At 44.9% G+C, this 26081-nt stretch carries 25 protein-coding genes and 3 tRNA genes; 14 read left to right on the top strand and 14 right to left on the bottom strand.

Annotated features, from left to right (window positions below; translation table 11 throughout):
* Positions 1 to 7 precede the first annotated feature (7 nt).
* From alr to tsaB, 4 genes are read right to left on the bottom strand one after another with little or no spacing between them, the layout of a single operon-like run.
* On the bottom strand, positions 8 to 1087 hold the full coding sequence (gene alr, locus O3A65_06465; protein MDA1332111.1) for an alanine racemase: 1080 nt from the start codon (positions 1085 to 1087) through the stop codon (positions 8 to 10).
* Positions 1084 to 1809: a uracil-DNA glycosylase gene (locus tag O3A65_06460; GenBank protein MDA1332110.1), complete on the bottom strand. Its 726-nt coding sequence runs from the start codon at positions 1807 to 1809 to the stop codon at positions 1084 to 1086. Before O3A65_06460 ends, alr begins: the two co-directional genes overlap by 4 nt.
* Positions 1806 to 2270: a ribosomal protein S18-alanine N-acetyltransferase gene (gene rimI, locus O3A65_06455; GenBank protein ID MDA1332109.1), complete on the bottom strand. Its 465-nt coding sequence runs from the start codon at positions 2268 to 2270 to the stop codon at positions 1806 to 1808. Before rimI ends, O3A65_06460 begins: the two co-directional genes overlap by 4 nt.
* Entirely contained in the window at positions 2251 to 2937 is a 687-nt protein-coding gene (tsaB, locus tag O3A65_06450) for a tRNA (adenosine(37)-N6)-threonylcarbamoyltransferase complex dimerization subunit type 1 TsaB (GenBank protein MDA1332108.1), read from the bottom strand. The genes rimI and tsaB overlap by 20 nt, the downstream gene beginning before the upstream one ends.
* Positions 2938 to 3230: 293 nt before the next feature.
* Between tsaB and O3A65_06445 the strand changes: the two genes are divergently transcribed.
* The 5 genes from O3A65_06445 (at position 3231) to O3A65_06425 (ending at position 8740) form a co-directional block, all read left to right on the top strand.
* Positions 3231 to 4166, top strand: coding sequence for a 3-hydroxyacyl-CoA dehydrogenase (locus O3A65_06445; GenBank protein ID MDA1332107.1), 936 nt, complete (start codon positions 3231 to 3233; stop codon positions 4164 to 4166).
* Between the two features lie 114 nt (positions 4167 to 4280).
* Positions 4281 to 5207: a 3-keto-5-aminohexanoate cleavage protein gene (locus O3A65_06440; GenBank protein MDA1332106.1), complete on the top strand. Its 927-nt coding sequence runs from the start codon at positions 4281 to 4283 to the stop codon at positions 5205 to 5207.
* 2 nt (positions 5208 to 5209) lie between these two features.
* The gene (locus O3A65_06435; GenBank protein ID MDA1332105.1) at positions 5210 to 6280 is read left to right on the top strand and encodes a COX15/CtaA family protein; all 1071 of its coding nucleotides are present in this window, start codon (positions 5210 to 5212) and stop codon (positions 6278 to 6280) included.
* A 118-nt stretch (positions 6281 to 6398) separates the two neighbouring features.
* Entirely contained in the window at positions 6399 to 7586 is a 1188-nt protein-coding gene (locus tag O3A65_06430) for an acetyl-CoA C-acetyltransferase (GenBank protein MDA1332104.1), read from the top strand.
* A gap of 5 nt (positions 7587 to 7591) precedes the next feature.
* Positions 7592 to 8740: an acyl-CoA dehydrogenase family protein gene (locus O3A65_06425; GenBank protein ID MDA1332103.1), complete on the top strand. Its 1149-nt coding sequence runs from the start codon at positions 7592 to 7594 to the stop codon at positions 8738 to 8740.
* Positions 8741 to 8967: 227 nt separating this feature from the next.
* Here the strand turns inward: O3A65_06425 and O3A65_06420 are convergent, their stop codons facing one another.
* The 5 genes from O3A65_06420 to O3A65_06400 form a co-directional block, all read right to left on the bottom strand.
* Positions 8968 to 9801 (bottom strand): M48 family metallopeptidase, encoded by an 834-nt coding sequence (locus tag O3A65_06420; protein ID MDA1332102.1) that lies wholly within the window; start codon positions 9799 to 9801, stop codon positions 8968 to 8970.
* A gap of 36 nt (positions 9802 to 9837) precedes the next feature.
* Positions 9838 to 10398, bottom strand: a complete 561-nt coding sequence (locus O3A65_06415) for an HNH endonuclease (protein ID MDA1332101.1) — start codon at positions 10396 to 10398, stop codon at positions 9838 to 9840.
* Positions 10399 to 10530: 132 nt separating this feature from the next.
* Positions 10531 to 12336 carry an FAD-dependent oxidoreductase gene (locus tag O3A65_06410; GenBank protein ID MDA1332100.1) on the bottom strand — a complete coding sequence of 602 codons (1806 nt, stop codon included), beginning with the start codon at positions 12334 to 12336 and terminating at the stop codon, positions 10531 to 10533.
* Between the two features lies 1 nt (position 12337).
* On the bottom strand, positions 12338 to 14014 hold the full coding sequence (locus tag O3A65_06405) for a formate--tetrahydrofolate ligase (GenBank protein ID MDA1332099.1): 1677 nt from the start codon (positions 14012 to 14014) through the stop codon (positions 12338 to 12340).
* Positions 14015 to 14060: 46 nt separating this feature from the next.
* Positions 14061 to 14903 carry a methyltransferase gene (locus O3A65_06400; GenBank protein ID MDA1332098.1) on the bottom strand — a complete coding sequence of 281 codons (843 nt, stop codon included), beginning with the start codon at positions 14901 to 14903 and terminating at the stop codon, positions 14061 to 14063.
* Between the two features lie 315 nt (positions 14904 to 15218).
* Here O3A65_06400 and lexA point away from each other — a divergent pair, with 315 nt between their 5' ends.
* The 5 genes from lexA to O3A65_06375 are packed head-to-tail and all read left to right on the top strand — an operon-like array spanning position 15219 to position 22126.
* Positions 15219 to 15821, top strand: coding sequence for a transcriptional repressor LexA (lexA, locus tag O3A65_06395; GenBank protein ID MDA1332097.1), 603 nt, complete (start codon positions 15219 to 15221; stop codon positions 15819 to 15821).
* A 14-nt stretch (positions 15822 to 15835) separates the two neighbouring features.
* Positions 15836 to 16474: a translesion DNA synthesis-associated protein ImuA gene (gene imuA, locus O3A65_06390; protein MDA1332096.1), complete on the top strand. Its 639-nt coding sequence runs from the start codon at positions 15836 to 15838 to the stop codon at positions 16472 to 16474.
* Positions 16456 to 17880, top strand: coding sequence for a DNA polymerase Y family protein (locus tag O3A65_06385; GenBank protein MDA1332095.1), 1425 nt, complete (start codon positions 16456 to 16458; stop codon positions 17878 to 17880). The genes imuA and O3A65_06385 overlap by 19 nt, the downstream gene beginning before the upstream one ends.
* Entirely contained in the window at positions 17877 to 20978 is a 3102-nt protein-coding gene (locus tag O3A65_06380; GenBank protein MDA1332094.1) for an error-prone DNA polymerase, read from the top strand. The genes O3A65_06385 and O3A65_06380 overlap by 4 nt, the downstream gene beginning before the upstream one ends.
* A 5-nt stretch (positions 20979 to 20983) precedes the next feature.
* On the top strand, positions 20984 to 22126 hold the full coding sequence (locus O3A65_06375) for a PatB family C-S lyase (GenBank protein ID MDA1332093.1): 1143 nt from the start codon (positions 20984 to 20986) through the stop codon (positions 22124 to 22126).
* Positions 22127 to 22133: 7 nt separating this feature from the next.
* On the opposite strand, the gene O3A65_06370 is transcribed toward O3A65_06375, so the two are convergent.
* Together O3A65_06370 and O3A65_06365 are read right to left on the bottom strand one after the other, a co-directional pair.
* A complete protein-coding gene (locus O3A65_06370; protein MDA1332092.1) occupies positions 22134 to 22469 on the bottom strand; it encodes a hypothetical protein in 336 nt (111 codons plus the stop codon).
* 42 nt (positions 22470 to 22511) lie between these two features.
* Positions 22512 to 23063 carry a thermonuclease family protein gene (locus O3A65_06365; GenBank protein ID MDA1332091.1) on the bottom strand — a complete coding sequence of 184 codons (552 nt, stop codon included), beginning with the start codon at positions 23061 to 23063 and terminating at the stop codon, positions 22512 to 22514.
* Positions 23064 to 23168: 105 nt separating this feature from the next.
* Here O3A65_06365 and O3A65_06360 point away from each other — a divergent pair, with 105 nt between their 5' ends.
* Positions 23169 to 23555, top strand: a complete 387-nt coding sequence (locus tag O3A65_06360) for a VOC family protein (GenBank protein MDA1332090.1) — start codon at positions 23169 to 23171, stop codon at positions 23553 to 23555.
* A 15-nt stretch (positions 23556 to 23570) separates the two neighbouring features.
* On the opposite strand, the gene O3A65_06355 is transcribed toward O3A65_06360, so the two are convergent.
* A complete protein-coding gene (locus O3A65_06355; GenBank protein ID MDA1332089.1) occupies positions 23571 to 23891 on the bottom strand; it encodes a hypothetical protein in 321 nt (106 codons plus the stop codon).
* A 9-nt stretch (positions 23892 to 23900) separates the two neighbouring features.
* Positions 23901 to 23977: transfer RNA gene (locus O3A65_06350), tRNA-Arg, on the bottom strand.
* Positions 23978 to 24159: 182 nt separating this feature from the next.
* Here O3A65_06350 and O3A65_06345 point away from each other — a divergent pair.
* Positions 24160 to 24432 carry a hypothetical protein gene (locus O3A65_06345; protein MDA1332088.1) on the top strand — a complete coding sequence of 91 codons (273 nt, stop codon included), beginning with the start codon at positions 24160 to 24162 and terminating at the stop codon, positions 24430 to 24432.
* A gap of 37 nt (positions 24433 to 24469) precedes the next feature.
* Here O3A65_06345 and O3A65_06340 read toward each other — a convergent pair.
* Positions 24470 to 24546: transfer RNA gene (locus tag O3A65_06340), tRNA-Arg, on the bottom strand.
* Between the two features lie 114 nt (positions 24547 to 24660).
* Here O3A65_06340 and O3A65_06335 point away from each other — a divergent pair.
* A complete protein-coding gene (locus O3A65_06335; GenBank protein ID MDA1332087.1) occupies positions 24661 to 25902 on the top strand; it encodes an aspartate kinase in 1242 nt (413 codons plus the stop codon).
* A 76-nt stretch (positions 25903 to 25978) separates the two neighbouring features.
* Positions 25979 to 26071 (top strand) — tRNA-Ser (locus O3A65_06330).
* The last annotated feature ends 10 nt before the right edge of the window (positions 26072 to 26081 follow it).

Here is a 26081-nt window from a genome sequence, read left to right as displayed (position 1 = left end):
CACTATTTCAGTCAGAACACACAACAAAAGGGACTCGAGTAGTTACCCGGGTCAATAGTTCGTAACCGATGGTCCCAATCTGCTGAGCGACCTCGTCAACAGGTAATCCCTCACCCCAAAGCACCACGGTTGACCCGACACCTGCTGCAGGGACGTCAGTCAAGTCGACCGCAAACGTGTCCATCGACACCCGTCCTACCGTTGTAGTTCGAATGTCATTAACAATCACCGGGCTACCGTTGGGCATCGATCGGGGGTAACCGTCGCCATATCCCCCTGCGACAATTCCGATTTTCATTTTTCGATTCGCTACATACGTACCACCGTACCCTACCCGATCACCGGCGCTAATCTCTTGCACCCCAATTATTCCGGATTTAAGTGTCATGACAGGTTTCAGCCCTAAGGAACTCGCAGGGACATCCGTCATTGGCGATGCGCCATAGAGCACTATGCCAGGCCTTACCCAACTCTCCTCGTTCGCACCAAAACGAAATAATGCCGCAGAATTACTCTTAGAGACGGGGATATCCAGAGATCCAATCGCTTGTGCAAATTGTATATTCTGCCAATCAATTCCTCTAGGGCCGTCAGCTTCAGCATAATGCGTCATCGCAGTCACCCGCTCAACCACAGGCAACCTACAAAGCGCTTCATGACATTGAATCGCTTGATCAGCCTTGATACCAAGGCGATTCATGCCAGTGTTTATTTTTAAAAACACATGAAAAGAATGTAATGATCTGCATTTTTCAAGCAAAGCAATCTGCTCAATATTATGAACAACTAAATCAAGCTTAAGATCCGCTGCACAACTCAGTTCTTGCAAACTAAAAACACCTTCAAGCAATAATATAGGCCGACGAGCATCCTGTGCTCTTAGATAGGCGGCCGCATCCATCTCAATAACTGCGAATCCATCAATATGAGAAAGCGCAGAATAAATACGACTCAATCCATGCCCGTATCCATCAGCCTTGACCACGCCAAAGACTCTCGAAGTTCCCGCTAGCTTTTTAATTATAGCGACATTGTGACGCATCGCCTCTAGGTTAATTATGGCTTGAATAGGTCTTGCATTCATCATTGATCTGCGCTCACAGTTGCTTTTGCACGCTCAATTCTATTCTTCATATTGATAGCAAAACAAAGATCCTTCCACGCATTCGCTTTATCTAACGGATTCTCTAGCAAATCCTGTGGATGATAAGTCGCCACAAGATTCACCCCCCAGCATTCATGCTGCACTTGACGGTATTCCGACAAGTCTTGATTGAGTCCGATTAAACGCTCGGAAGAAAGACTACCCAGCGTCACAATGATTGAGGGTTGAATAATTTGGATCTGTTGTCTAAGAAACTGAGTGCAAGACGCGCTCTCTCGAGGATCAAGACCTTGGTCATTTGTAAGTCGACACTGCACGACATTCAAAAAATAGACTTTGTTATCGCGGCGTAAATGCATTGCGGACAACATGTTATCGAGAAGTTCTCCTAACTCTCCAGGAAAAGACTCGTCAGATATATTGTCTTCTGCTCCTAACGCCTCCCCAACAAACAACCAGTCCGCTTGGCGGTCGCCCGAACCCATAACAACATGACTACCCGAATTCAACAAAACACAAGATTTACCTATACTTACCGCGCCTTTGCCCAATTGACCAACCTTTTCGCGCACTCCACCCTTAACCTCGAGGCGTGAAGCCCCATTATCCTCAGCTACAGTACTAAAGCCAGCATAAGAACCCTTACCTAACCTCCAGATAGGCGTTACACCAAGCTCCTTCAAAATTTCTTCTCTCGTACTCACAGCAACATCTCCATCACAATTGCATCTTCTCTACCCACTTGGCCTGGATAATAATTCTTGCGCAATCCAATCTGCTTAAAATCTAACGACTGATACAAAAATATAGCGGCGAAATTAGAACGCCTTACCTCCAAAATAATCTTAACTGCCTGCAGTGCAAGCGCGTCACTAACTAGCGAATCTAAAAGATAACGACCGACCCCTTTTTTTTGAAAATCAATAGACACGGTCAAATTAAGCAGATGAATTTCATCCAAAATTGCCATCTGGACTGCATAGGCGATAAGCGCGCCATCGCAGATCAAAACATAGCATCGATATCCAGAATTCAAACAATCGGTAAAGTTTAATAACGTCCAGGGGTAAGCATAACTCGCTTTCTCTACTTCCAGAACCGAGGGCAGATCCGCTTCCAACATCGCTCTGACGAATAGATTTGACTTATCGAGAAACTTGTTCATCTAACGTAAGTGCTACTTTATTTCGAACATAGATTGGAGCCGCATTTTCCGCTGCAACACATTGCCCATTTTTAAATTCACGTTCAGCAATGAGTAGGACCTCTTTCGCTGAAGGACTAGCGTAATCTACGTCCACCACAAGCCCCGATAAGCCAAAATAAGGTTTGAACTCCTGCGCATAAGAAATAAATCCACTGCCGCATGCGATCCATCCGTCCCCTAACGGAACATTAACTTCTTGGGGATCACACACGCACGGCTCCGTAAACTGTATCCAACTCTTATCTTTTCGCTTGTATGAAGCGGAATACACCTGACTCATCCGCGCATCTTGACATATCAACACTTTGTCATAATTTGTTGCCTGAGCTAGCGCCTCTAGAGAAGATACCGGCACTACCGGCACATCAACGCCAAAGGCGAGTCCCTGAGCAACACCACAAGCTAGACGCACACCCGTGAAGGAGCCTGGCCCAGCGCCGAAGGCAATGACATCTATTTGATTGAGACTGATACCTGACTTAAGAATCAGCTGATCAATCATCGGCAATATCTCTTCTGAATGCCTCTGACCAACACGTTTTTCTAAGATGAGCAGTTCCCCACTGACTGACAACGCAACTGAACACAAATCTGTGGATGTTTCAATCGCCAGGATATTCACCATTCGATTCTTTTTATCCATTTTTGCTGACTCAAAATTAAATTTATTCTCAATTTGACAACTTTTAATCACACGCCTGAACGTTCACTCACTGGTAGCCCACCGAAAAATACTCTGCGCCAAATAACGCACAATAGATCATACCTTGTATTAGGACGAAATCGGTGTGATGCAACACAAAAAATACAATCTTGAAATATCTAAAACGAGTATCATTTTGCAGACATAAATTAAAATAAAGTATCCAAATAAGGTTCTACAAGTCGACTAATACTCATTATTTCAACAGGACACAGATGAAAAATATTGCCATCATCGGTTCAGGGCTCATCGGGCGCGCATGGTCCATAGTGTTCGCGAGGGCGAACTATCCAGTCATGCTATACGACAACGCCAACGGCGCGGTCAGGCAAGCAATTGAGTTGATTGGCCACGGACTTGCTGATCTCAAAAAATATGGCTTGATCGATGAGGATCCCATAACAATTCTCAGTCGTATCACACATGCCCAATCGCTTGAGGAAGCAGTATCAAAGGCCGATTATGTACAAGAGAACACCTCAGAGAATCTTGACATCAAAAAAGAGGTATTCAGCACACTAGACCAGCTCGCACCTGACCATTGCATCCTTGCAAGTTCGACATCGACCATACAAACATCTCTGTTCAGTGAACACTTAAAGGGTCGGCACCGGTGTCTTGTGGCTCACCCCGTTAATCCGCCACACATTGTACCGATCGTCGAAATCTCGCCGGCGCAGTGGACCAGCCCTGAGGTTACTCAAAAAACGTATGACCTTCATCAACAAGTCGGACAAGTACCGATTATTGTCAAAAAGGAGGTGGCAGGTTTTGTTCTCAACAGGCTACAAGCGGCATTATTACGAGAAGCCTGGCGTCTTGTCCAAGAAGATTATGTTTCAGTAGAAGACTTGGACAAAACAATGAAAGACGGCTTAGGACTCAGGTGGGCATTTATGGGGCCTTTTGAGACCATAGACCTCAATGCCCCCGGCGGAATTGCCGATTACGCAGTTCGCTTTGGCGGTGCCTATTCAGAAATGATGAGCAACATCAACTATCCCAATTGGACTGTAGAGTTAGTAAAAAAGGTGGAGTCTGAGCGAAGAAAGATCATGCCATTTTCAGAACATCATGAAAGAGAATCCTGGAGAGATCAACATTTGATGGCGCTCATTGCCCACAAACGAAACAACAAATTACATAATTAGCTAAAAGGCTTATTTTTTATGGTAGTCTTTTTTCAACTACGGTCAAGTTATCCGTTTAAACATTGAGCGAATTAACACGATTTTATAAACAACAACTTGTATCGAAGGAACAATATGGCCAATAAAGTAATTATCACGTGTGCTGTGACGGGCGCAATCCACACGCCATCAATGTCACGCTATCTCCCAGTTACCCCAGAGGAAATTGCTGAGGCCGCGATAGGTGCCGCTGAGGCTGGAGCAGCCATCGTTCACTTACATGCCAGGGATCCGAAAAATGGCAAGCCAACTCAGGATCCTGACATGTTTCGTAAATTTTTGCCGACAATTGCTAAAAATAGCGATGTTGTCATCAACATCACGACAGGTGGAGCACCGAACATGAGTATCGAGGAGAGACTGCAGCCGGCAATGCAACTAAAACCAGAAGTAGCCTCTCTAAACATGGGCTCCATGAACTTTGGGCTCTACGAAATGCTGAACCGTTTCAAAGATTTTAAATATGATTGGGAGCGACCGTATCTAGAAGAATCTGACGATCGTATTTTTAAAAATACATTTAAAGATATTGCTTTCATTTTAGAATCTTGTGGCAACAATAACACTAGATTCGAGATTGAGTGCTATGATATTGGACATCTATACACTGCGGCACACTTCATTGATCGCGGTCTGATTAAACCTCCATTCCTTATTCAATCTGTGTTTGGCGTACGAGGTGGTATCGGTCCTCATGCCGAAGACGTGATGCATATGAAACGCACAGCGGACCGACTGTTTGGGGACAGTTACTTATGGTCAGTACTCGGCGGTGGCAGCAATCAGATGTACGTTGCGGCGCAGTCTGCAGTCATGGGTGGTAACGTACGAGTAGGTCTGGAGGATAGCTTATGGGGCGGCAAAGGAAAACTCGCGACATCCAATGCTGAACAAGTTACCAAAATCAAAAGAATTATGGAAGATCTAGGACTCCAAACTGCAACCCCAGACGAAGCTCGGTCGATGCTAAAACTAAAAGGCAGAGATCAAGTCAATTTCTGACAATGAATATACTTCAAATAAACGGTGTAGGAAAAATTTCGGCACCTCATCAAAAACAAGTCATCAGCTGGTTGGCTATCTGCGGGTTCCTGGTGTTTTGCATGATCATTGTTGGTGGTGCAACACGCCTCACCCACTCAGGGTTATCTATCGTCGAATGGGAGCCGCTTGTTGGTACAATTCCACCGCTCAATTATGTCGACTGGGTCAAGGTTTTTGATGAATATAAAGGCAGTCCAGAGTACCAGCTAGTCAACTACGACATGTCACTTGATGAATTCAAAGTGATCTTTTGGTGGGAGTATTTCCATAGACTGCTAGGACGCCTCATTGGCCTAGTCTTTTTTATACCATTCGCTTACTTCTCGCTTACGAGGCGCCTCAATAGCGGTTTAATCGCCCGTCTGCTAGGTATATTTGCGCTGGGTGGACTTCAAGGAGGCATGGGTTGGTACATGGTCGCAAGCGGACTCATCGATGATCCAAATGTCAGTCACTATCGCCTAACAGCTCACCTCGCAATCGCGTTTCTAATTTTTGGGGCAATCACTTGGACAGCTTTATCAGTAGTCTATCCCTCAAAGGCCAATTTAAATATTCCAGCGAAGAGCATGTACAAATTTTCAATAATGATTAACCTGGTGTTATTCATTATGGTTTTATCCGGCGGGTTCGTAGCCGGATTGAGAGCAGGACTAATTTACAACACCTGGCCGCTAATGGGAGATAGTTTTATTCCGCCCGATCTTTTCATACTCTCACCCTTCTGGACTAATTTCGTTGAGAATATGACCACGGTACAGTTCGATCATCGAGTCATTGCCTACATTCTCGCACTTTTAATCCCCATATTTTGGTTCAAACTACGACAAATAGACGTACCAAGCTATGCCAAGAAATTTTCTAGCTTAATGCTGTGCCTATTCATTGCACAAATCATCCTTGGTATATCTACCCTAGTTTCAGGGGTCCCCGTAATTCTTGGCGTGGCTCATCAGGCAATCGGTTCGTTGCTATTTATAACAAGCCTTGCCGTTACTCATTCAATCTCTTCTCGGAAAGGATTGATCTAAATGGCTTCGTGATTGGCTCGCATTTCAATGCGAAGATAATTCCAAAGCAGCCTAAAATATATTGTTAAGATTATTTGTTCCGCAATAAGTACGACACTTTAAGAAAGAAGAAACGTTTATGAATAACGCATACGTTGTAGCCGCTCTTAGAACTGCAGGTGGCCGTCGCGGAGGTCATCTGGCGAATTGGCATCCCGTTGATCTGGGCGCTCATGTTATTAATGCGCTATTAAAAAAGATTGATTGTCCTCCAGATGTGATTGAAGACGTCATTATGGGGAGTGTGAGCCAAATCGGAGAGCAAGCAATGAACGTCGCTCGAAATATAGTTCTGGCATCGCATCTACCAGAGTCGGTTCCCGCCACGAGTGTCGATCGACAATGTGGTTCATCCCAACAAGCACTTCATTTTGCCGCTCAGGCTGTCATGTCAGGCACCATGGACGTGGTCATCGCAGGCGGGGTTGAAAGCATGACTCGGACTCCCATGTTTTCAACGGTCACGCTGCCTAAGAACAACGGCATGGGTCACTACATGAGTCAGAACCTTCAAAAACGCTATCCCAACGTTGAATTCAGCCAATTTAATGGCGCTGAAATGTTAGTTGAGCAATACGGGATATCGAAACACGAACTGGATGAGTATGCCCTAGAGAGCCACAGGCGAGCAATAGAAGCCGTCAGGCATGATGCCTTCAAGCGAGAAATCGTACCCATCAAAGTTAAAGACGCCATGGGGAACTTGACTGAGGGAACTCATGACACCGATCAGGGAATTAGGTTTGACGCAACGCTTGAAGGCATTGCTGCTGTGCGTCCAATTCTCGATAATGGAAAACTCACTGCCGCTACAGCTAGTCAAATTTGTGATGGTGCGAGTGGCGTGATTGTATGTAACGATAAAGGATTGAAGCTTCTTGGGGTCGAACCACTGGTTCGAATACGTCACATATCGGTAATTGGACATGATCCCATCATCATGCTCGAAGCACCGATTCCCGCAACAGATCATGCGCTGAAAAAATCAAAACTGTCTGCAGAGGATATCGACTTGTTTGAAGTGAATGAAGCCTTTGCCTCAGTACCATTAGCTTGGCTTAAGGCGACTCAAGTGGATCCAAGAAAGCTAAACGTTCACGGTGGAGCCATCGCTCTTGGGCACCCTTTGGGGAGTTCCGGAACGAAACTAGCCACGACGCTGATACATGCCCTCAAAACAAAACAGAGAAAATTAGGTCTTCAAACAATGTGTGAAGGTGGTGGTATGGCCAATGTCACCATTTTCGAAAATTGCGAGACCTACTGATCATCATGCCGTACGATTTTCAACCATCTTGGCTCAACGACGAATTAACAACATATAAGAAAACGGTCGAGCGTTTCCTAGATACCGAAATGGTTCCTTTCGATGAGGAATCAAGGGAACGAGGACATGTTGGCCATGACATCTGGAGACGAGCTGGTCAGATTGGCATCCTCTGTACAGATATACCAATTGAGTATGGTGGTGGTGGTGGTGATTTTAGACATGAAGCCATTCTTTATGAAGCAATGGGGCATCGCGGTCTAACGGGAATGAGCCCCTCCGTTCACAGTATCGTTGCGCACTATTTTCTTAATCATGGCACCGAAATACAGAAACAGCACTATTTACCCAAGCTGGCTCAAGGAGAACTCGTTGGCGCAATCGCGATGTCCGAGCCTGATGCAGGTTCAGACCTCAGGGGAATTCGTACTCGAGCAACATCAAGCGGTAATCAATTCACGCTCAATGGGTCAAAAACGTTCATCACTAATGGTTATTTAGCGGAATTAGTTTTAGTATTTGCAAAAATGGAAAGCCCAGAAGATAGTGGAAAATTCTCTGTTTTCATCGTTGAAACTAAAAAGCACTCTGGCTATTCGGTTGGGAATCGACTAAAAAAAATTGGCCTCAAAGCCCAAGATACCTCAGAACTTTTTTTTGATAACATTAATCTTAGTAATAGTGACATTCTAGGCGGCACTGCAGGTCAGGGGCTTTACCAACTCATGGCAGACCTTCCCTACGAGCGTTTGTTAATTGCTGATATGGCTATGGGCGCTATGGAAGGTGCCTATCAACTTACAGTGGATTACGTCAGGAATAGAAAAGTATTTGGAGAACCCTTAATCAACAAACAAAACTCGAGATTTGTTCTAGCCAATATGGTTACGACGTTGAAAGTAGCCCGAGCGTTTGTAGACGATTGCATCAACAAGATACTCTGCGGAACTCTAGATACGGAAACCGCTTCGGCGGCGAAACTATGGTTAACCCAACAGCAGAATCTACTGATTGATGATTGCGTCCAACTCCACGGTGGTTATGGATTCATGGACGAATATCTCATTGGTCGTATGTTTTCCGACGCACGGGTACAGCGTATTTATGGCGGGACTGATGAGATCATGAAAGAAATCATCAGCCGAAGACTTTAAAAACATCATCATCAGTGTTCCAGAACCTTCTTATCCCCCGCTAGTCCATAAAATATGTATTACCGGTTTCCTCAAGCCCGGCAGCTTACACGTTCCTCGATAACATTGATATGAGATTACTCATGAGGGTTTTAGAGGCTCCTTTTGATGTCTTATTTTCTATTCTAATAATCAACAAGTCGCCACCTCAATACACCGAATTTGAGTGAGAGGTTTATGACGAAACTTTAGATGTCGCCTACACTCACAGGATGGACAGCCTTTGGAGACATGTCTTCATAGTAGGGCATCATTGTCTGAGTTAATATTTCCAGCTCTTCCATACGCTTAACAGGAGCAGGATGTGTAGAAAGGAAATCAAAACGCGAATCCTTTTGACCACTATCATCAGCCATTTTTTTCCATAATGTAACAGCGGCTCTTGGATCAAAACCAGCTTTCGCCGCGATTTCAATACCCACTCGGTCGCTCTCTCCCTCTGCCGTTCGACTATTAGGTAGCTCCAATGCAACAATAGCCGCCAGCGCTGTTCCCTGCACAGCAATATCACCGTAGTCATCGTCTGCCAACACAATCGACAACGTTGTAATACCTAGTTGCATGGCTAAAGCACGCGACATACGCTCACGGGTGTGCGACAACAACGCATGTGAGATTTCATGGCCCATCACTTGAGCAATTTCATCATCGGTCGCATCAAGTTTCGTAATGAGCCCTGAATAGATTGCCATCCTTCCACCAGCCATACACCACGCATTTACGATCTCTGGCTCATCAATAACTTGCACAGACCATTTCCAATTTCTTGCATCAGGCCGGTAAATAACTGCCTGCGCCACCAAGCGACTGGTGATATTTTGCACCCGTTTAAGCATAACGGGATCGGCATTAAGCTTTCCTTCTTTCTTAATTGGCGTGAGCATAGCTTTGTAAGCCTTATTTGACTCACTAATCGCCATATCCTCTGGCACCAACATAAACTGCGTGCGACCAGAAATTGGATTAGATTTACAGCCGACCAAGACCACAAAAACAAGAACTATAGATATAATTTTTCCCAAGAATTCACCTACCTCAATAACATCCCTATATTTACCCTAGCCATGCAGACGACTATACTTCGGTACCTTTGCCATTAAATATTCAGCCTGATCTTGCAATATTTTTCTATTTTGTAAAATTAAATGCTCGTACCTATTCGGAATATATGGCAAAAACAACAACGGCATTTTCGCCTGATCCGGATTACGCCCACCCTTTTGAATGTTACAAGGTCGACAGGCCGTCACCACATTCATCCATTTATCTTCACCACCGGCATGAACGGGGGTGATGTGATCGCGCGAGAGTTCTCTTTCTCGATACTGGTCACCGCAATATGCGCAAACTTTGCGATCACGAGAAAACAAAGCACTGTTCGTCAATGACGGATGTGGATTGCCTGTAAATCGATCCACGGCGCCCTTAATCGCAATAATACTGTGGGTCTGAATCTCAGATCGCTCACCAGTTAGACGCGACACTCCACCACGAAATGTGGCTATCGCATCACCCAGCGACCAGGCCACCATACCTCGAGCATGATAAGTGATCGCATTCTCTAAATGTAGCCATCGACTTGGAACACCAGTCGCATCAAGTGCTAATACAAATGCCACGCCCTACCTCCATCGTTATGGATGAAATTCGTGTTTCTGGAACCGACACACCAATTAATGGAATTAATGGGGTGAGCTCGCGTATAACCAAATTAGTATAGATCGTAACAAACCGAAAGAAAAGTATCGTCGCTACACTTTAATAAAACTCACCTTTTGTATTGATATGGCACCTACCGGGCATACAGCCTCACATTGCCCACAACGGATACACTTATCTTGATCAATCCAAAGCTGATTATAGTAAAGAGAATCCGATTGGCCTTTCTGCAGATGCTTATACGTGATCACTGTCCCGCCATCGTCAACCTCTAGATGCGATACGGGTAAGATACAACCCTCTGTAGGTTTTACCTTTATGCACTCATCGCAAAGCACACATAACCTATTGTCAATTTCAAACTTGTAATGACATAAGTAGCATCGCTTAGCGGCTTCTTTGCTGGTCCCATAGTCATATCCAAGTTCAACTTCCTTACTGCCTTGCCTATCTGACAAATCAAGCGTTGGTACCGGACAAATCGGAATCACGTTCATTTCTTGTGTTCTGAAAAATTGGCCTCCTTCAAAATCAACGCCATAACGTTTTTTTTCAATTTGAACCTTCTTGCTGGATATCTCCCCCCCCGTGAGAAACCGCGTGACCAGCGAAGCAGTTTTCCGCCCATGGGCTATTGCATCGATCAGCGTTGTGGCACCGGTAGCAAAATCTCCCGCCACAAATACTTTTGGATTTGGCGTGAGCGCGCCTTGGGCTACCAACACGTCACCTTGCTCATTCAAGATAGATTCTCTGACACACCCTGAAATCCAGTCTGTATCTGCGGTTTGACCTGTAGCTAAAATTACACTATCCACATCAATATCAGTCGCACTATCCGAATCTATATGGATGAATGGTTTCCCGCCTTCCATATGAATACTCGTCTTTGCCAAAGTAACTTGACGGATAGATTGCTCACCACGAAATTTACTCGGCGCCATGAAGTAATTCATTGACCCATTCTCATTCAACAACTCTTGAACCTCACCAGATAAAACAACCATATCCTGAGGACCGCGACGATAGTACACAGCAGTATCCGCCCCTAATCTTGTAGCAGTACGGGCACAGTCCATTGCCGTATATCCACCGCCGATAACCACAACGTTAGTTCCTACGCGTTGTCGGCCTTGCTCATTAACCATCATCAGAAACTCTAGGCCGTGCTCAACTCCAGATAGGTTGCCTCCAGGAATATTTAAACGATTACCACTTAACGTCCCCGCAGCCAGAACGACCGCATCATGTGAGTCGACAAGTACATCGAGACTTTCATCATCACCAATACTGACACCGCATTTGAGCTCAATACCGAGCGATAGAACCTGATTAATCTCATGCTGCACCACATCTCTCGGCAATCGAAACGACGGAATCCCTTGCACCATCATACCTCCCGGGCGACGGTGCTTTTCAAAAACAATAACCTTGTGCCCCTCCAAAGCGAGGTCTCGTGCAGCGGCAAGTCCAGCAACACCAGCACCAACAACTGCTACACTATAGCCAGTCGGTGCTTTTATTTTTGGTCGAATAGTGAGTACGCCACCCAGGTCAGCTGAAGACCTTTTGAGCGCACAGATAGCTACAGACTGTCCAAGGCCGGGTCGGCCATGCCTACACGCACTTTCACATGGCCTTGAGCACACACGTCCAAGAACGCCCGGAAAAACGTTATCTCTAAAATTGATGGAATAGGCTTCGTCTAATTTTCCACTATTGATCGCTTCAATATACCCAGGAATATCGGTTCCCGCAGGACACGCGACCTGACATGGAATGTTCGCCTCAACCCAAGCAATATCTCTTGCGTGACTAGTGACCCCCTCGGGCCGTGTGAGCGCAGTAATTGCAGGCGCGCTCATCGTAACGGCTCTCGATCCGATATCAAGCGACACATCAAAACAATCCCACAACCTTCCCACCTGCGTTCAAATCAATGCGACTAGCTGCAGGCACCTTTGGCAAACCAGGCATAGTCATGATGTCTCCGCATACGACGACGACAAACCCTGCACCTGCAGATAGACGAATCTCGCGCACAGTTAGAGTATGCCCAGTCGGCGCACCCTTCAGGCTAGGATCACTGGAAAAAGAATACTGTGTTTTGGCGATACAGACTGGCAATGCGCCATGGCCTTCCTGCTCAAGCTCAGCAAGTCTGGTTTTTGCTTTCGTATCAAACTTAACTTCAGCAGCTCCATAAATCTTTTTTGCAATTGATTCTATTTTTTTCTCAAGACTATCCTCATCTTCATAAGCAAATCTAAGCTCAGCTTTTTCATTTTCAATAATATCGACAACTTTAAGCGCCAGCGCTCGCGCACCTTTACCACCCTCTGCCCAGTGCTTCGATACAACCGCCGACACACCAAGCACATCGCATCGCTTTTGAAGCAATGCTATTTCAGCATCCGAGTCATGGGTAAAGTGATTGATTGACACCACACAGGGAAGATTGAAGACGTTACGCATGTTATTGACATGACGTTCCAAATTTGCAAAACCTACCTCAAGCGCTTTTAGATTTTCTTGGTTTAAATCAGCTAAAGCTATACCACCATGAAATTTTAACGCTCGAATCGTAGCCACAAGGACCACCACATCAGGTCGCAATCCAGATTTTCGACACTTGATATCAATAAATTTCTCTGCGCCGAGATCCGCACCGAAACCCGCTTCTGTAATCACGTAATCAGCTAACTTCAGTGATGTTCTCGTCGCAATCACCGAATTACAGCCATGAGCGATATTAGCGAATGGCCCACCATGAATAATCGCTGGATTATTTTCTAAGGTTTGAACCAAATTTGGCTTAACCGCATCTTTTAATAAAACAGCCATAGCGCCATCCGCCTCAAGCTCAGCAGCAAGAACCGGTTTTTTATCTCGTGTATACGCCACAACAATGCGACCCAGACGTTCTTTTAAGTCCTTCATAGATTCTGCGAGGCATAGAATCGCCATCACTTCAGATGCTACTACTATGTCGAACCCATCTTCACGCGGATATCCGTTTCCCGCCCCACCCAGGGAGACGACTATGGACCGGAGCGCCCTATCATTCATATCTAATACACGTCTCCATGTGATGCGACGTACATCAATCCCTAAAGCATTCCCATGATGGATATGATTATCGAGCATCGCTGCCAACAAATTATTCGCTAACTGAATAGCATTAAAGTCACCCGTGAAGTGAAGGTTGATATCCTCCATCGGTACAATTTGCGCGAACCCACCACCGGCAGCACCACCTTTTACTCCGAAAACAGGCCCCAGACTCGGCTCTCTTAAACAAATCAACGCATCCTTGCCGATAGCGTTCATAGCATCGCCGAGCCCTACTGTTGTAGTCGTTTTTCCTTCGCCCGCTGGAGTCGGACTGATGGCTGTAACCAAAATTAATTTACCGTCCGGCTTATCTTTTAAACTCGCGACAAATTCATTGGTCAATTTAGCTTTGTAATGCCCATAAGGCTCCACATGTTCCTCAGGAATACCCAACCGTTTCGTTGCAATCTCAGTGATCCGTTTTAACTTAGCCTGTTGAGCAATAGCTATATCAGTTTGCATCTTCTATCATTCAATTTCACGTTACGAAAAATAATGCTCATCCAATTTACTCTTTTACAAACCTCAGGGTCATTCGGTCTGACTCGCCAATTGCAATAATCGCAGCTTTATCCTCATCGGCTACATTTCTTAAATTAGGCAATAGATTCCAAACACCGCCTGGATGATCGGCAGTATCCTTAGAGTTTGCATTGATTTCTGAAGAGGCATCTAAACGAAATCCTGCATCCTCTGCTAGCTGAACAACATATTCAACCGTCATATAGCCACTACCGATTTGCTTTTCAAATGGTGTTCCAGGCTTAGCTCTGTGTTCTACGATACCAAGGACACCCCCCTGTTTTAGCGCTAGAGCAAAACCGTCAAACATCGACTCTGCAGTACCAGCCTTTGCCCAGTTATGAACATTTCTAAACGTTAAAACCATATCAACTGGACCGTCCGGTGCGAACTCAGGCTCATTCGGATCAAAACGAATCCATTTGAGATTCCCGTAGACATCAGCGTTAGATTCAATTTTTTCTTTAAAATTATTTTCTAGTTTGACGAAAACGGGATTAATATCATCATGCAAACGATACGAAGCGTAATAATACTGTCCATTGTCGTGAAGGACAGGAGCCAAAATCTCAGTGTACCAACCCATACTGGGTGTAATTTCAACTACAGAACTTTCAGGTTTCAAACCGAAGAAGAGCAGCGTCTCTTTTGGATGTCGAAACACATCTCGTTCAATGTAGGCCGGAGTGCGATGTTCGGCTAGTAAGGCATCGTCAAGAAGCTGAGTAATATCTGGCTCAAGCGCGGCCTTACCGTTACCACCAATGGACAAGAACAATACTGCAAAAAAAGGAACGAGAAACCGTTTGAAACACTTAATATCGATCATTAGCATCCTCCTAATTTAAGATATCAAGATAGTACTACGACCATCCCAAACTTTCATGACAGTGATGATGCTAAATTTTTAACGCTAAACACGTTGTTATCGCCACAAGCACGCCTTACTTAACAACTAACTTAGTTATTTGGACTGACCTTGAAAGCAATTTTTCAAGTTACTGAAAATAAATCGTCTGTCATCGTACGACAAGGAGTCAGAATTAGCGCACCACAATGGTGCGACCATTTTATAAAAAATATTACCTTGGAAAATATCCAGTACTGTATATAATTACAGTATTAATATTTAACCGTCATCGAAATGAAACCGCTCACCCAAAGACAAACTGAAATTCTTAACCTTATTCAAAGCTTTGTTGAGAATACTGGCTTCCCTCCTACACGATCAGATATCGCCCGAGCACTGAGCTTCAAATCTGCAAATGCGGCCGAAGACCATCTCAAGGCACTAGAAAAGAAAGGACACATCAAACTCACACGTGGCACGTCAAGAGGGATACAACTACTTAAAAACTCCGGGCTACCCATTGTGGGTCGAGTCGCAGCTGGGCAACCCATACTGTCTGAGGAACACATCCAGAATAGAGTCCAAGTTGAGCAGTCTTTATTTAGACCTGCCGCAGATTATCTACTCAAAGTGCGGGGAAGCAGCATGCGCGATGTTGGCATCCATGAAGGGGACTTACTCGCCGTCCATGCCTCATCAGAAGCGCGGTCTGGACAAATCATCGTGGCACGCATTAACCAAGAGGTCACGGTCAAACGCTTCAAACGAAAAAACAAAGAAATATGGCTAGAAGCAGAAAACCCTGATTTTCAGCCTATCTATGTGAACGGCGAACGGGATGAGTTTGCTATCGAAGGCATCGCGGTTGGCATCATCCGTAACGGAAAAATCAATTAGTGATCAATTCACTTATGGAATCCACCCTCCTTCAATCCATGCTCCCTTCTCACATCTGGAGAGGGAAAGAGCACAAACTCAACCCGCTTGGACACGTACCTTCAGGCTTCACCAATATCGACGACAGGATCCACGGATGGCCTCTTGGCACACTCATTGAAATCGTACCTCATCAAATTGGAATCGGTGAGTTTTCGATATTACTTCCGGCACTTGCTCAGCTCTCTCAAGATTCACGCTGGATCTTATTAGTCTGTCCTCCCCATATTCCCTATGCGCCTTTTCTATCCAGAATGGGTGTCGATACCAGCAAAGTCATCATCACTCAAGCACAAAACATTAATGACGCGGGATGGTGCATGGAACAAGGGTTACGATCGAACTCTTGTAGTGCGGTCATCGGTTGGTTCCCACAGATAACAGAAAAAATGATTCGCCGACTACAACTGTCATTAGAAGAAAAAAAAGTGTTGGGTGTTTTTTTTACAAAGCCAATGACAAGCTATAAAAACAATCCTACACCGTGGAGAATCATAGTCAGGCAAGCCAACAATGAAACGCTAATAGACATCCAAAAACGACGAGGTGGAGGGCCCATTAGCGCAATATCAATCTCTAACTTATTGCACCAAACATGCTGTGGCTCTGCCTAAACTTCCCCAATCTACCTATCGATATTTTTTCTATTGGAGAGGAGACTAAAGAGCCCGTGGTGATCGTAGAATCAACGAATACGATCATTGCAAGCAACAACACGTCTCAGCAACTAGGCATCCAAAATGGCATGGCGCTATCCGCGGCCTTTGTGCTATCAAACTTTATCCAAATTAAGCACCGAAAAAAAAATCAAGAAATCAAAAAACTCGAAGAAGTTGCCACGTCTCTTTTCAAGTATTCATCTCAAATAAGCATTCGACTACCGAACTCAGTTCTCGTTGAAATTGGAGCCAGCATCAAACTATTTTACAGCACACAACACCTCAGAAATCAGATATTACAAACGATTACTGATTTAGGACTTCATGCGCACACTGCTGTATCCCCCACACCCTTAGCTGCCATATGGTTATCACGCTACAAGATAGACGCCACAGCCTTTACGATAAGCGATTTATCTCAATACATTGATCCATTACCCACATCAATCATTGAACCTGAGAATACCTCAGGCATAAAGCTGCATGATGTTGGGATTAAAACTATTGGTCAATTAGCACGCATTCCCAGATTCGCCGTAACCCAACGCTGGGGAACCCATGCACTGGATCAATTAGACCGAGCTTTCGGCAAAAAGCCGGATCCTCAACCACCGTTTTCATTACCAGAATATTTTAATTCTGAGATATCACTCAACCTTCCCGCCTCTTCAGTAGAGGAACTCCTATTTGGCATTCATCGAATAATTCAAAGCATGGCCACTTACCTACAGTTTAAACAAAGGGGGGTTACACAATTTGAACTTAGTATCGTCAATGAACAAAAACTACGTCATGACTTCAAGTTTAAACTTTTAGTACCTACTCGAAATCCAAAACACCTGACTCATCTAGCTCAAGAACGACTCAACCGAGAAAACATTTCTTCTAGAATTGAGTCGATTCACATACGGTCCATACAAGAGCTACCCTTAATTCCATCCAGTCATTCGCTACTTCCTCACGAAGAACAGAGTGAATTGAGTCGCAGTCATTTAATTGACCAATTACAAGCCAGAGTAGGAGAAAAATCTGTCTATGGGATCACTGTATGTTCAGACCACCGCCCAGAAAAAACCTGGCGAGAAACTATTCCAGGGGAACATCAACATCGTACAAAACTCAATCATCGACCCTCTTGGTTACTGCGCACACCCAAAGCATTAACATCGACATCGGACATCCCCCACCTACGTGGACCATTAACCATCATTGACGGACCCGAACGTATCGAAACAGGATGGTGGGATGATCAAGACATCAAACGAGATTACTTTATAGCCTTAACCCAAGACCATTCACAAGTGTGGATATATAAAGATACAGTCAGTAGAAACTGGTTCTTGCACGGTATTTTCGCATGAAGACGGCATCCGTTGTGTCCTCCTATGCAGAACTTCACTGCATCAGTAATTTTAGTTTTCTTAAGGGCGCCTCACACCCTAAGGAACTCGTAGAGCAAGCCAAAAAACTTGGGTATCACGCCATTGCGATTACAGATGAGTGCTCTGTTGCTGGTGCTGTCCGCGCTCATATGGCCGCGCAAGCGGCAGATATTAAATTACTGATTGGATCTGAATTTAGACTTGAAGAAGGAACTAGATTTATCCTAATTGCCAAAAATCGTAACGGCTATGGTTATATGTGTAACCTCATCAGTACCGCACGTCGTAGCGCATCTAAAGGTGAATACTACCTAAGTCAAAAACACTTTAAAGACATCGAAATAAACTGCATCGTGATATGGCTACCAAACACTGATTTATCAGAGGAGAGTCAGATAAAAGACCTCGCTTGGTTAAAACATCATTTCAAAAACGAAGTTTGGATTGGCATGGCGCAGCTTCTTCTCAATCAAGAAACAAAACAAATACTGACGCTTCAACGCTTGTCACAACTCATGATGACCTCTCTCGTCGCAATTGGTAGCGCACACATGCACATACCGGAGCGTCGCATGCTAAGAGACACCATCCACGCAATTCGAATAAGGAAAACTCTTAAAAACAGTGGTTTTGAATTACCCCAAAACGGGGAAAGTTACCTACGCAGCATTGAAACAATCGAACGCTTATATCCGTCTCAACTCATTGCCGAAACTCTCGTGATCGCCAACCAGTGTAACTTTGATCTCAGTACACTCAAATATGAGTATCCCAAGGAAATCACACCGGATGGAATGAGTACAACTGAACATCTACGTAAACTCACTCAAAAAGGGCTCACCTGGAGGTTTCCTCAAACCATTCCCGAGAAGGTCCAATTACTGGTTGAGCGGGAGCTCAGCATCATTCACGAACTGAACTATGAACCGTATTTTTTAACCGTATTTGATATCACCAACTACGCCAGATCCCAAGGCATTCTATTCCAGGGTAGAGGTAGCGCGGCAAACTCTGCAGTTTGTTATGTATTAGGTATCACAGAAGTAGACCCCAATCGCTCAGAAATGTTATTCGAACGATTTATATCTAAAGAACGACACGAACCACCTGATATTGATGTCGACTTTGAAAATGATCGTCGAGAAGAGGTGATTCAGTATATCTACAACAAGTATGGTCGAGATCGAGCAGCGCTAACCGCAACGGTCGTCACTTATCGACCTAAAAGTGCATTCAGAGATGTTGGCAAAGCACTGGGATTAAATATAGAACAAATTAACCGTATTTCTAAGAATTTCAGCTGGTGGGACCAAAAATCGAGTCGGTCTGAGCGACTCAAGGAAGCTGGTTTTAATACAAACACCAAAGTGATCAGACAACTCATCTATATTACTCAGGAATTATCCGGATTTCCTCGACATTTATCTCAGCATGTTGGTGGATTTTTAATTTCACAAGGCCCTCTGACTCAATTAGTCCCCGTTGAGAATGCGGTAATGAAAAACCGTACAGTAATACAGTGGGACAAAGATGATCTAGATGCACTGGGATTGCTTAAAATTGATGTATTAGCACTGGGTATGCTCTCTGCTATTCGTCGCTCACTACGCCTTATTGAAGAGTGGCACCACAAACCCTTCACCATATCTGACATCCCCCCAGAAGACCCAAAAGTATACGAAATGATATCTAAGGCAGATACTATTGGCGTTTTCCAAATCGAATCCCGAGCGCAAATGTCGATGCTGCCTCGACTGAAACCAAAGTGCTTTTATGATTTAGTAATTGAAGTCGCCATCGTACGGCCTGGGCCTATTCAAGGCGGCATGGTACATCCATACCTGGAACGTCGTCAAGGAAAAAAGCCCGTTACCTACCCCTCTCCTGAGGTTAAAAAAGTTTTAGAACGAACATTAGGGGTACCCATATTTCAAGAACAAGTGATGCAACTCGCCATTGTGACCGCAGGATTTACACCTGGCGAAGCCGATCAACTCAGGAGGTCCATGGCAACTTGGAAACGTCAAGGCGGCCTAGGTCACCTTGAGCAAAAACTCATACAAGGGATGCAACTTCGTGGATACAGCAAAGAATTTGCCGAACAAATATTTCAACAAATTCTCGGTTTTGGACAGTATGGATTTCCCGAATCCCACTCAGCGAGCTTCGCCCTACTGGTGTATGTCTCCAGCTGGCTTAAGCGCCACGAACCAGCAGCATTCACGTGCGCACTACTCAACAGCCAACCGATGGGATTTTATGCTCCATCCCAACTGATTCAAGACGCACAACGCCATGAAGTGATGATCCTACCCGTAGATATACTACTCAGTCATCATGATTGTCGTTTGGCTCACACTCCCAATACGGATAAGCCAGCTATTCAATTGGGCTTCAATATGATTAAGGGACTCTCCAGAGATGCGGCACACAGAATTGTAGCTCATCGAGCGGAACATTTAAAGGTAGATCAAATTGTAAGGCTCGCGGAATTAAATAAAAAAGACTTACACGCACTCGCCCGCGCCGATGCTTTATTAAGTGCTATAGGAGATAGACATCAAGCAAATTGGTGGGCACGCGGACTGGACCTAAACCCACCCGAGATATTTCGCCATCTACCAAGCACGCAGGAACCCCTGAAATTACCCGCACCGACAGAGGGTGAAAATATTGTTGCTGACTATAGGAGTCTAGGACTCACCTTGCGGAAACATCCACTGTGCTTACTCAGACCAGAACTCAACAAAAGGAAAACACTAACAGCTGAGAAGATCAAAGCACTTCGAAGTGGACAATCGGTCCGCACGGCAGGAATCGTTACGTCCCGACAACGTCCCAACACATCCAGCGGCGTGGTGTTTGTCACCTTAGAGGATGAAACGGGGTATACCAATGTGGTGATTTGGAACCGAATTGCCGCCGAACAACGTCAAGTACTGACGAATGCTCACTTAATGGGTGTTTCCGGGCATATCGAAAGAGATGGTGATGTCATTCACCTCATTGCAAAAAAATTAATCGATTACTCACCTCTTCTTGGTAAACTCAACACAACATCAAGAGATTTTCATTAAGAACCATGACCTTTGAATTCGACAAAATTATTAATAGAACGGATACGTTCAGCACCAAATGGAACAAATATGATCGCCCGGATATCATACCCATGTGGGTTGCTGATATGGACTTCGAAACGGCACCGTGCATTAAATCCGCACTAATGGAACGCGTAAACCACGGTATCTATGGGTACACCCAACCACCTGCAGAACTGCCTCCAACTGTTGCAGCCTACCTAAAAACCGAATTTAATTGGGCCATCGATACAGATTGGATTATCTGGTTACCGAGCTTGGTGGTTGGACTCAACGTTGTGAGCCGCGCATTCGCCGAAGAAGGTGATGAGATTCTTTCGAATACACCGATATACCCACCTTTTCTATCTGCGCCAAATTATGGCAATCGAAAAACAATTACCGCCCCTCTAGCTTGGAGCGGAACAAAGTGGGTGATGGATTTTGATGCGCTAAAAAAAACAGTTACACACAACACAAAAGCTTTTTTATTCTGCAGCCCACACAACCCAACTGGACGTGTTTGGGATATTGAGGAGCTGAACAAGTTAGTCGCTTTTTGCCACAAACATAATCTGACTTTAATTTCCGATGAGATCCATGCGAGTCTAATCTTGGACCAAGACAAAACCCATACGGTAACTGCAAACCTACCCGAGGCCGCTGATATTTCAGTAACACTCTTATCTGCGAGTAAGACTTTTAATATACCAGGATTAGGTTGTGCGTATGCTGTTGTAAAAGATCCAACGTTAAGAAATAAACTAAAAAAAGTGATGAACGGTATCGTTCATCATGTCGGGGCTCTAGGCTACACCGCCACCCTCGCCGCATACAAAGAAGGTAAACCGTGGCAAGCCGCACTGGTTAACTACTTACGACTGAATCGAGACCACGTTGAAGCTAACTTGTCGACTCACGATCAATTGACGGTATATCACTCAGAAGCTACATACCTAACCTGGATCGACGCACGCAGAATGAACGTTGACAACCCGTCGACGTACTTCGAGCAATTCGGAATCGGCATTTATGACGGTGCACCATTTGGAGCTCCAGGGTTCCTAAGGCTCAACTTTGCGTGCCCACGCTCCGTACTGAGTGAAGCGCTCAAACGCATCACCAAGGGAATAGAGGCACTAACCTAGCGAAGCACTAATTGGACGTTGCCTCTATAGTCTCAATGGGAAAGATTTGACCTGCCACTCCCAATAACGTCACCTTAGGTCCTGCAAAACATTGTAAGTCGATTGTGTAGAGACTGAACACAAAATAATTTTCATATTCCTGCGTAAAGGGTTCCTCCAAAAGACACGGCACACCATCTAACTTCTCAATAATCGCCTTTAGGATGCCTCCGTCTTGAGACAGCAATTTTTTGGCGATTTCGCTCTTAGCTATTTTGTCACCAACGTATTGTTCAAAATCGTTTTCACTGGGTTTATTGGCCGCTAAAACGACCGCAAGAATAGCAAGCAGTATTAATTTCATATCGCTATAAGCCCAAGATCAAACAGCCCTAAGATTAACCGATTACTTCGTGTTACGCTTCACGCGCGCCTGACGCCGCCACTCCCACGGCGGTAGATAAGCGTCGTCAGCCCACAAACCAATTCTCTGTTGCTTAGCCAACGCTTCAGCCTCTTTATAGCGAACACGATCCTCTGGTGCCTGCTCCTGCTGATAGTCACGATACCACCATGCTAATCCATCCCGGATCAATGCCCAGTTGACGTCCAGATCATCAAAAAAAACCCTGCAGACCCAACGCTTGTAACGGTCCCGCTTCACGCAATCACAAATAATCGACTGCCCCTGAATCAGCTGAGTCAAGCGATCACGAGCTTTTACGCCAAACGGTTGATCCAGCTCTGGTGAATCAATACCGATAAACCGCACTTTTATTTTTCGGTCACCGTTGATTAAGACGGTGATGGTGTCCCCGTCTGCAATCCGAACCACCTCACCACGAAAAACTTCTGATTGAGAAAGCGGAATCTCAAAACAAAAACCAATAAATACGATCAAGACCGGAGCAAGAAGACGCCACCTATTAAAAAAAACAGTACCGTTACAATTCTGCATAAAGAATGTCCAGGAGTTTGGTACGACATTGAGTACGATAATCGATAGAATACTGTTACTGTCAAGCTTAAGTCTAATAACCGCGCCTCAACAAAGGAATGATGGATGCCAGCAACCTCAATGAATCACTTTACAATTTTGACGGATGACCTTGATGCAACGGTCACCTTTTATCAAGAATTTTTAGGTTTAGAACCTGGTGAACGACCTCCACTTAAATTTCCAGGTGCGTGGCTTTATGCTGGAAAGACTGCAGTTTTACATGTCATTGCCGGCAAAACACTTCCAGAACCACCAGAAGGTGTGATTGATCACATTGCGTTCAGCGCAACTGGCCTAATAGAGACCGTCGATAAACTAAAGCAACACAAAATTGACCATTCTCTGCGGCAAGTCAGGAAGACAGATCCTTGGCAACTGTTTTTCTGCGACCCTTCTGGCGCCAAGGTCGAACTCGACTACCCACCGACCGAGCCTACACCCAATCAGTAAGAAATCTTATTGAGACTAATTTTGTGTTGAGTCCGTCGAAGCTTCTTGAGGCTCAAGTTCTACCTCAATACGCTCTGCTTCAAAAACCTGAGGTACTGGATCCTCTATCTCAATGCCAAGTTCTTTTTCGTAGTACCTGATCCAGTTGTGGATGTTACCTTCTTGAATTTCAATTGCTGCGTCCCCTGCATGGACCTGCTCCAATGGTCCAAATAGAAAGACCAAAAAGCAAACTAAGATAAGTCGGTCAAAGAAGATAGGCACATGCAATTCCTCAAATAATTCAATGCAATTTGCAGCATCTAGCGTAAGGGCAACATCACCTAGCCCACGCAATCAAGGAAGTGGCACGCCCGGAGAGATTCGAACTCCCGACCCCTTGGTTCGAAGCCAAGTACTCTATCCAACTGAGCTACGGGCGCGTAGAGCATATAACATCGTCATCATTCTATCAGCAAACCGCTAAAATTAAACTCGTATCAGCTCTTCATAACAATTATTAGCGAATGAAGTTTAACTCCATTATTTTCCTTCCTGCCTATTAAAAAATACGCGTGGTAGACTGCCTTTTGAAAAAATAAGAATATTTGAGATTTAATCTCAATTGGAAAATAGTTTAATAGCGACCACGGAAGATGTTTCTAAAATTACACTTGGATTTTTGGCATCGAAAGCACTATTTGCAGGTTTACATATCGAGGTCTTTACTAAACTAGCTGAAAGCCCAAAAAGTTCGGCACAAATTTGCAACGAAGCTAAAGTCCCATTCAACCGGATCAACACATTGATGACGGCGCTGACCAGCATTGGGTTAGTCGATCGAGACAATGAAGAAAAAATTTACTCAGACTCATCCGGAGCGGACGCCTTCGTTTGAGACCCAAAAAATTTGAGCTGAAAAGCCCAAAAAAAAGTGGCGCGCCCGGCACGATTCGAACGTGCGACCCCATGCTTCGTAGGCATGTACTCTATCCAACTGAGCTACGGGCGCATAATGGAGTGAGAAATTATAACAAAATCAGTATTAAGCGTAACGACCAAAATGAAAATACCATGGCTAACTTGCGTTAAAATGCCTGCTCGCTAGACTCAATTTGAATTTAATATGGCTTTAATTGTACAAAAATACGGCGGAACCTCGGTAGGCTCGACAGACCGCATCAAAAAAGTCGCCCGACGTGTTGCGAAATGGAAAAATGCAGGCCATGACATCGTTGTAGTGGTATCCGCCATGTCTGGTGAGACCAATCGTCTCATCGATTTAGCCAAGTCCATTCAATCTAGACCGGACCGCAGAGAATTAGACGTTGTCTGTTCGACTGGAGAACAAGTGACTATCGGCCTCTTATCCATGGCCTTAATCGAACTAGGTGTCCCTGCAAAATCTTATAATGGCGCACAGATACGCGTCCTTACTGATGATGCACACACTAAAGCACGTATCCTAGACATCGACAAAAATCGAATACAAGACGATCTAAAATCAGGAAAAGTCCTCGTCGTTGCGGGTTTTCAAGGCGTAGACGCAGAGGGTAACATCACCACATTAGGTCGTGGTGGATCTGACACATCTGGGGTAGCTATTGCAGCAGTGCTTGGCGCACAAGAGTGTCAAATTTATACGGACGTCGATGGGGTATACACCACAGACCCTCGAGTGGTACCAAATGCGCGCCGATTAAAAACGGTCACCTTTGAGGAAATGCTCGAGATGGCTAGCTTAGGTTCAAAGATATTACAAATTCGCTCGGTAGAGTTTGCGGGGAAGTATCGCGTAAGATTACGCGTGCTATCCAGTCTAACTGACCCCGACATTTCGATTGACGAAGAATCGCAATCAGGAACATTAATTACATTTGAGGATGATGGAACTATGGAAGCCGCTCTAGTTTCTGGTATAGCTTTTAATCGTGATGAAGCAAAAGTCACCATGCGTGGGGTTCCCGATACACCAGGCATCGCTTTCAAGATTCTCGATCCAATTGCAAAAGCTAATATTGAGGTTGATGTCATCGTACAGAATATCAGTACAGATAAAAAAACAGATTTCTCGTTCACGGTGCATCGTAACGACTTAAACAAAACCCTTGATATTTTAAAGCCAGTCCAAGCAGTTATCGGAGCTCGAGATTTAGTCGGGGACGATAAGATTTGTAAGATAGGACTAGTGGGTGTTGGAATGCGTTCTCATGTGGGTGTAGCAAGTAAAATGTTTGGTGCACTAGCTAATGAGGGTGTGAACATACAGATGGTCTCAACCTCGGAAATAAAGATCACAGCCGTCATTGACGAGAAATACATGGAACTTGCCGTGCGTGCGCTCCACCAAGCCTTCGAGCTGGAATAACAGAGCCTAGATACCGAAAGCAGTTTCAACTAGAATACACTCTCTCGGCACGCTCTTGCTCTTCGCGTCGCCGAACGGAGAGTTGGCCGAGCGGCTGAAGGCGCTCCCCTGCTAAGGGAGTATAGGGTGTAGAACCCTATCGAGGGTTCGAATCCCTCACTCTCCGCCACCCTATTTTT

This window comes from Pseudomonadota bacterium (assembly GCA_027624715.1).
GTDB lineage: Bacteria > Pseudomonadota > Gammaproteobacteria > Burkholderiales > Eutrophovitaceae > Eutrophovita.
The sequence above is the reverse complement of the archived record's forward strand: the minus strand, read 5'-3'. Positions and strand labels throughout refer to the sequence as shown.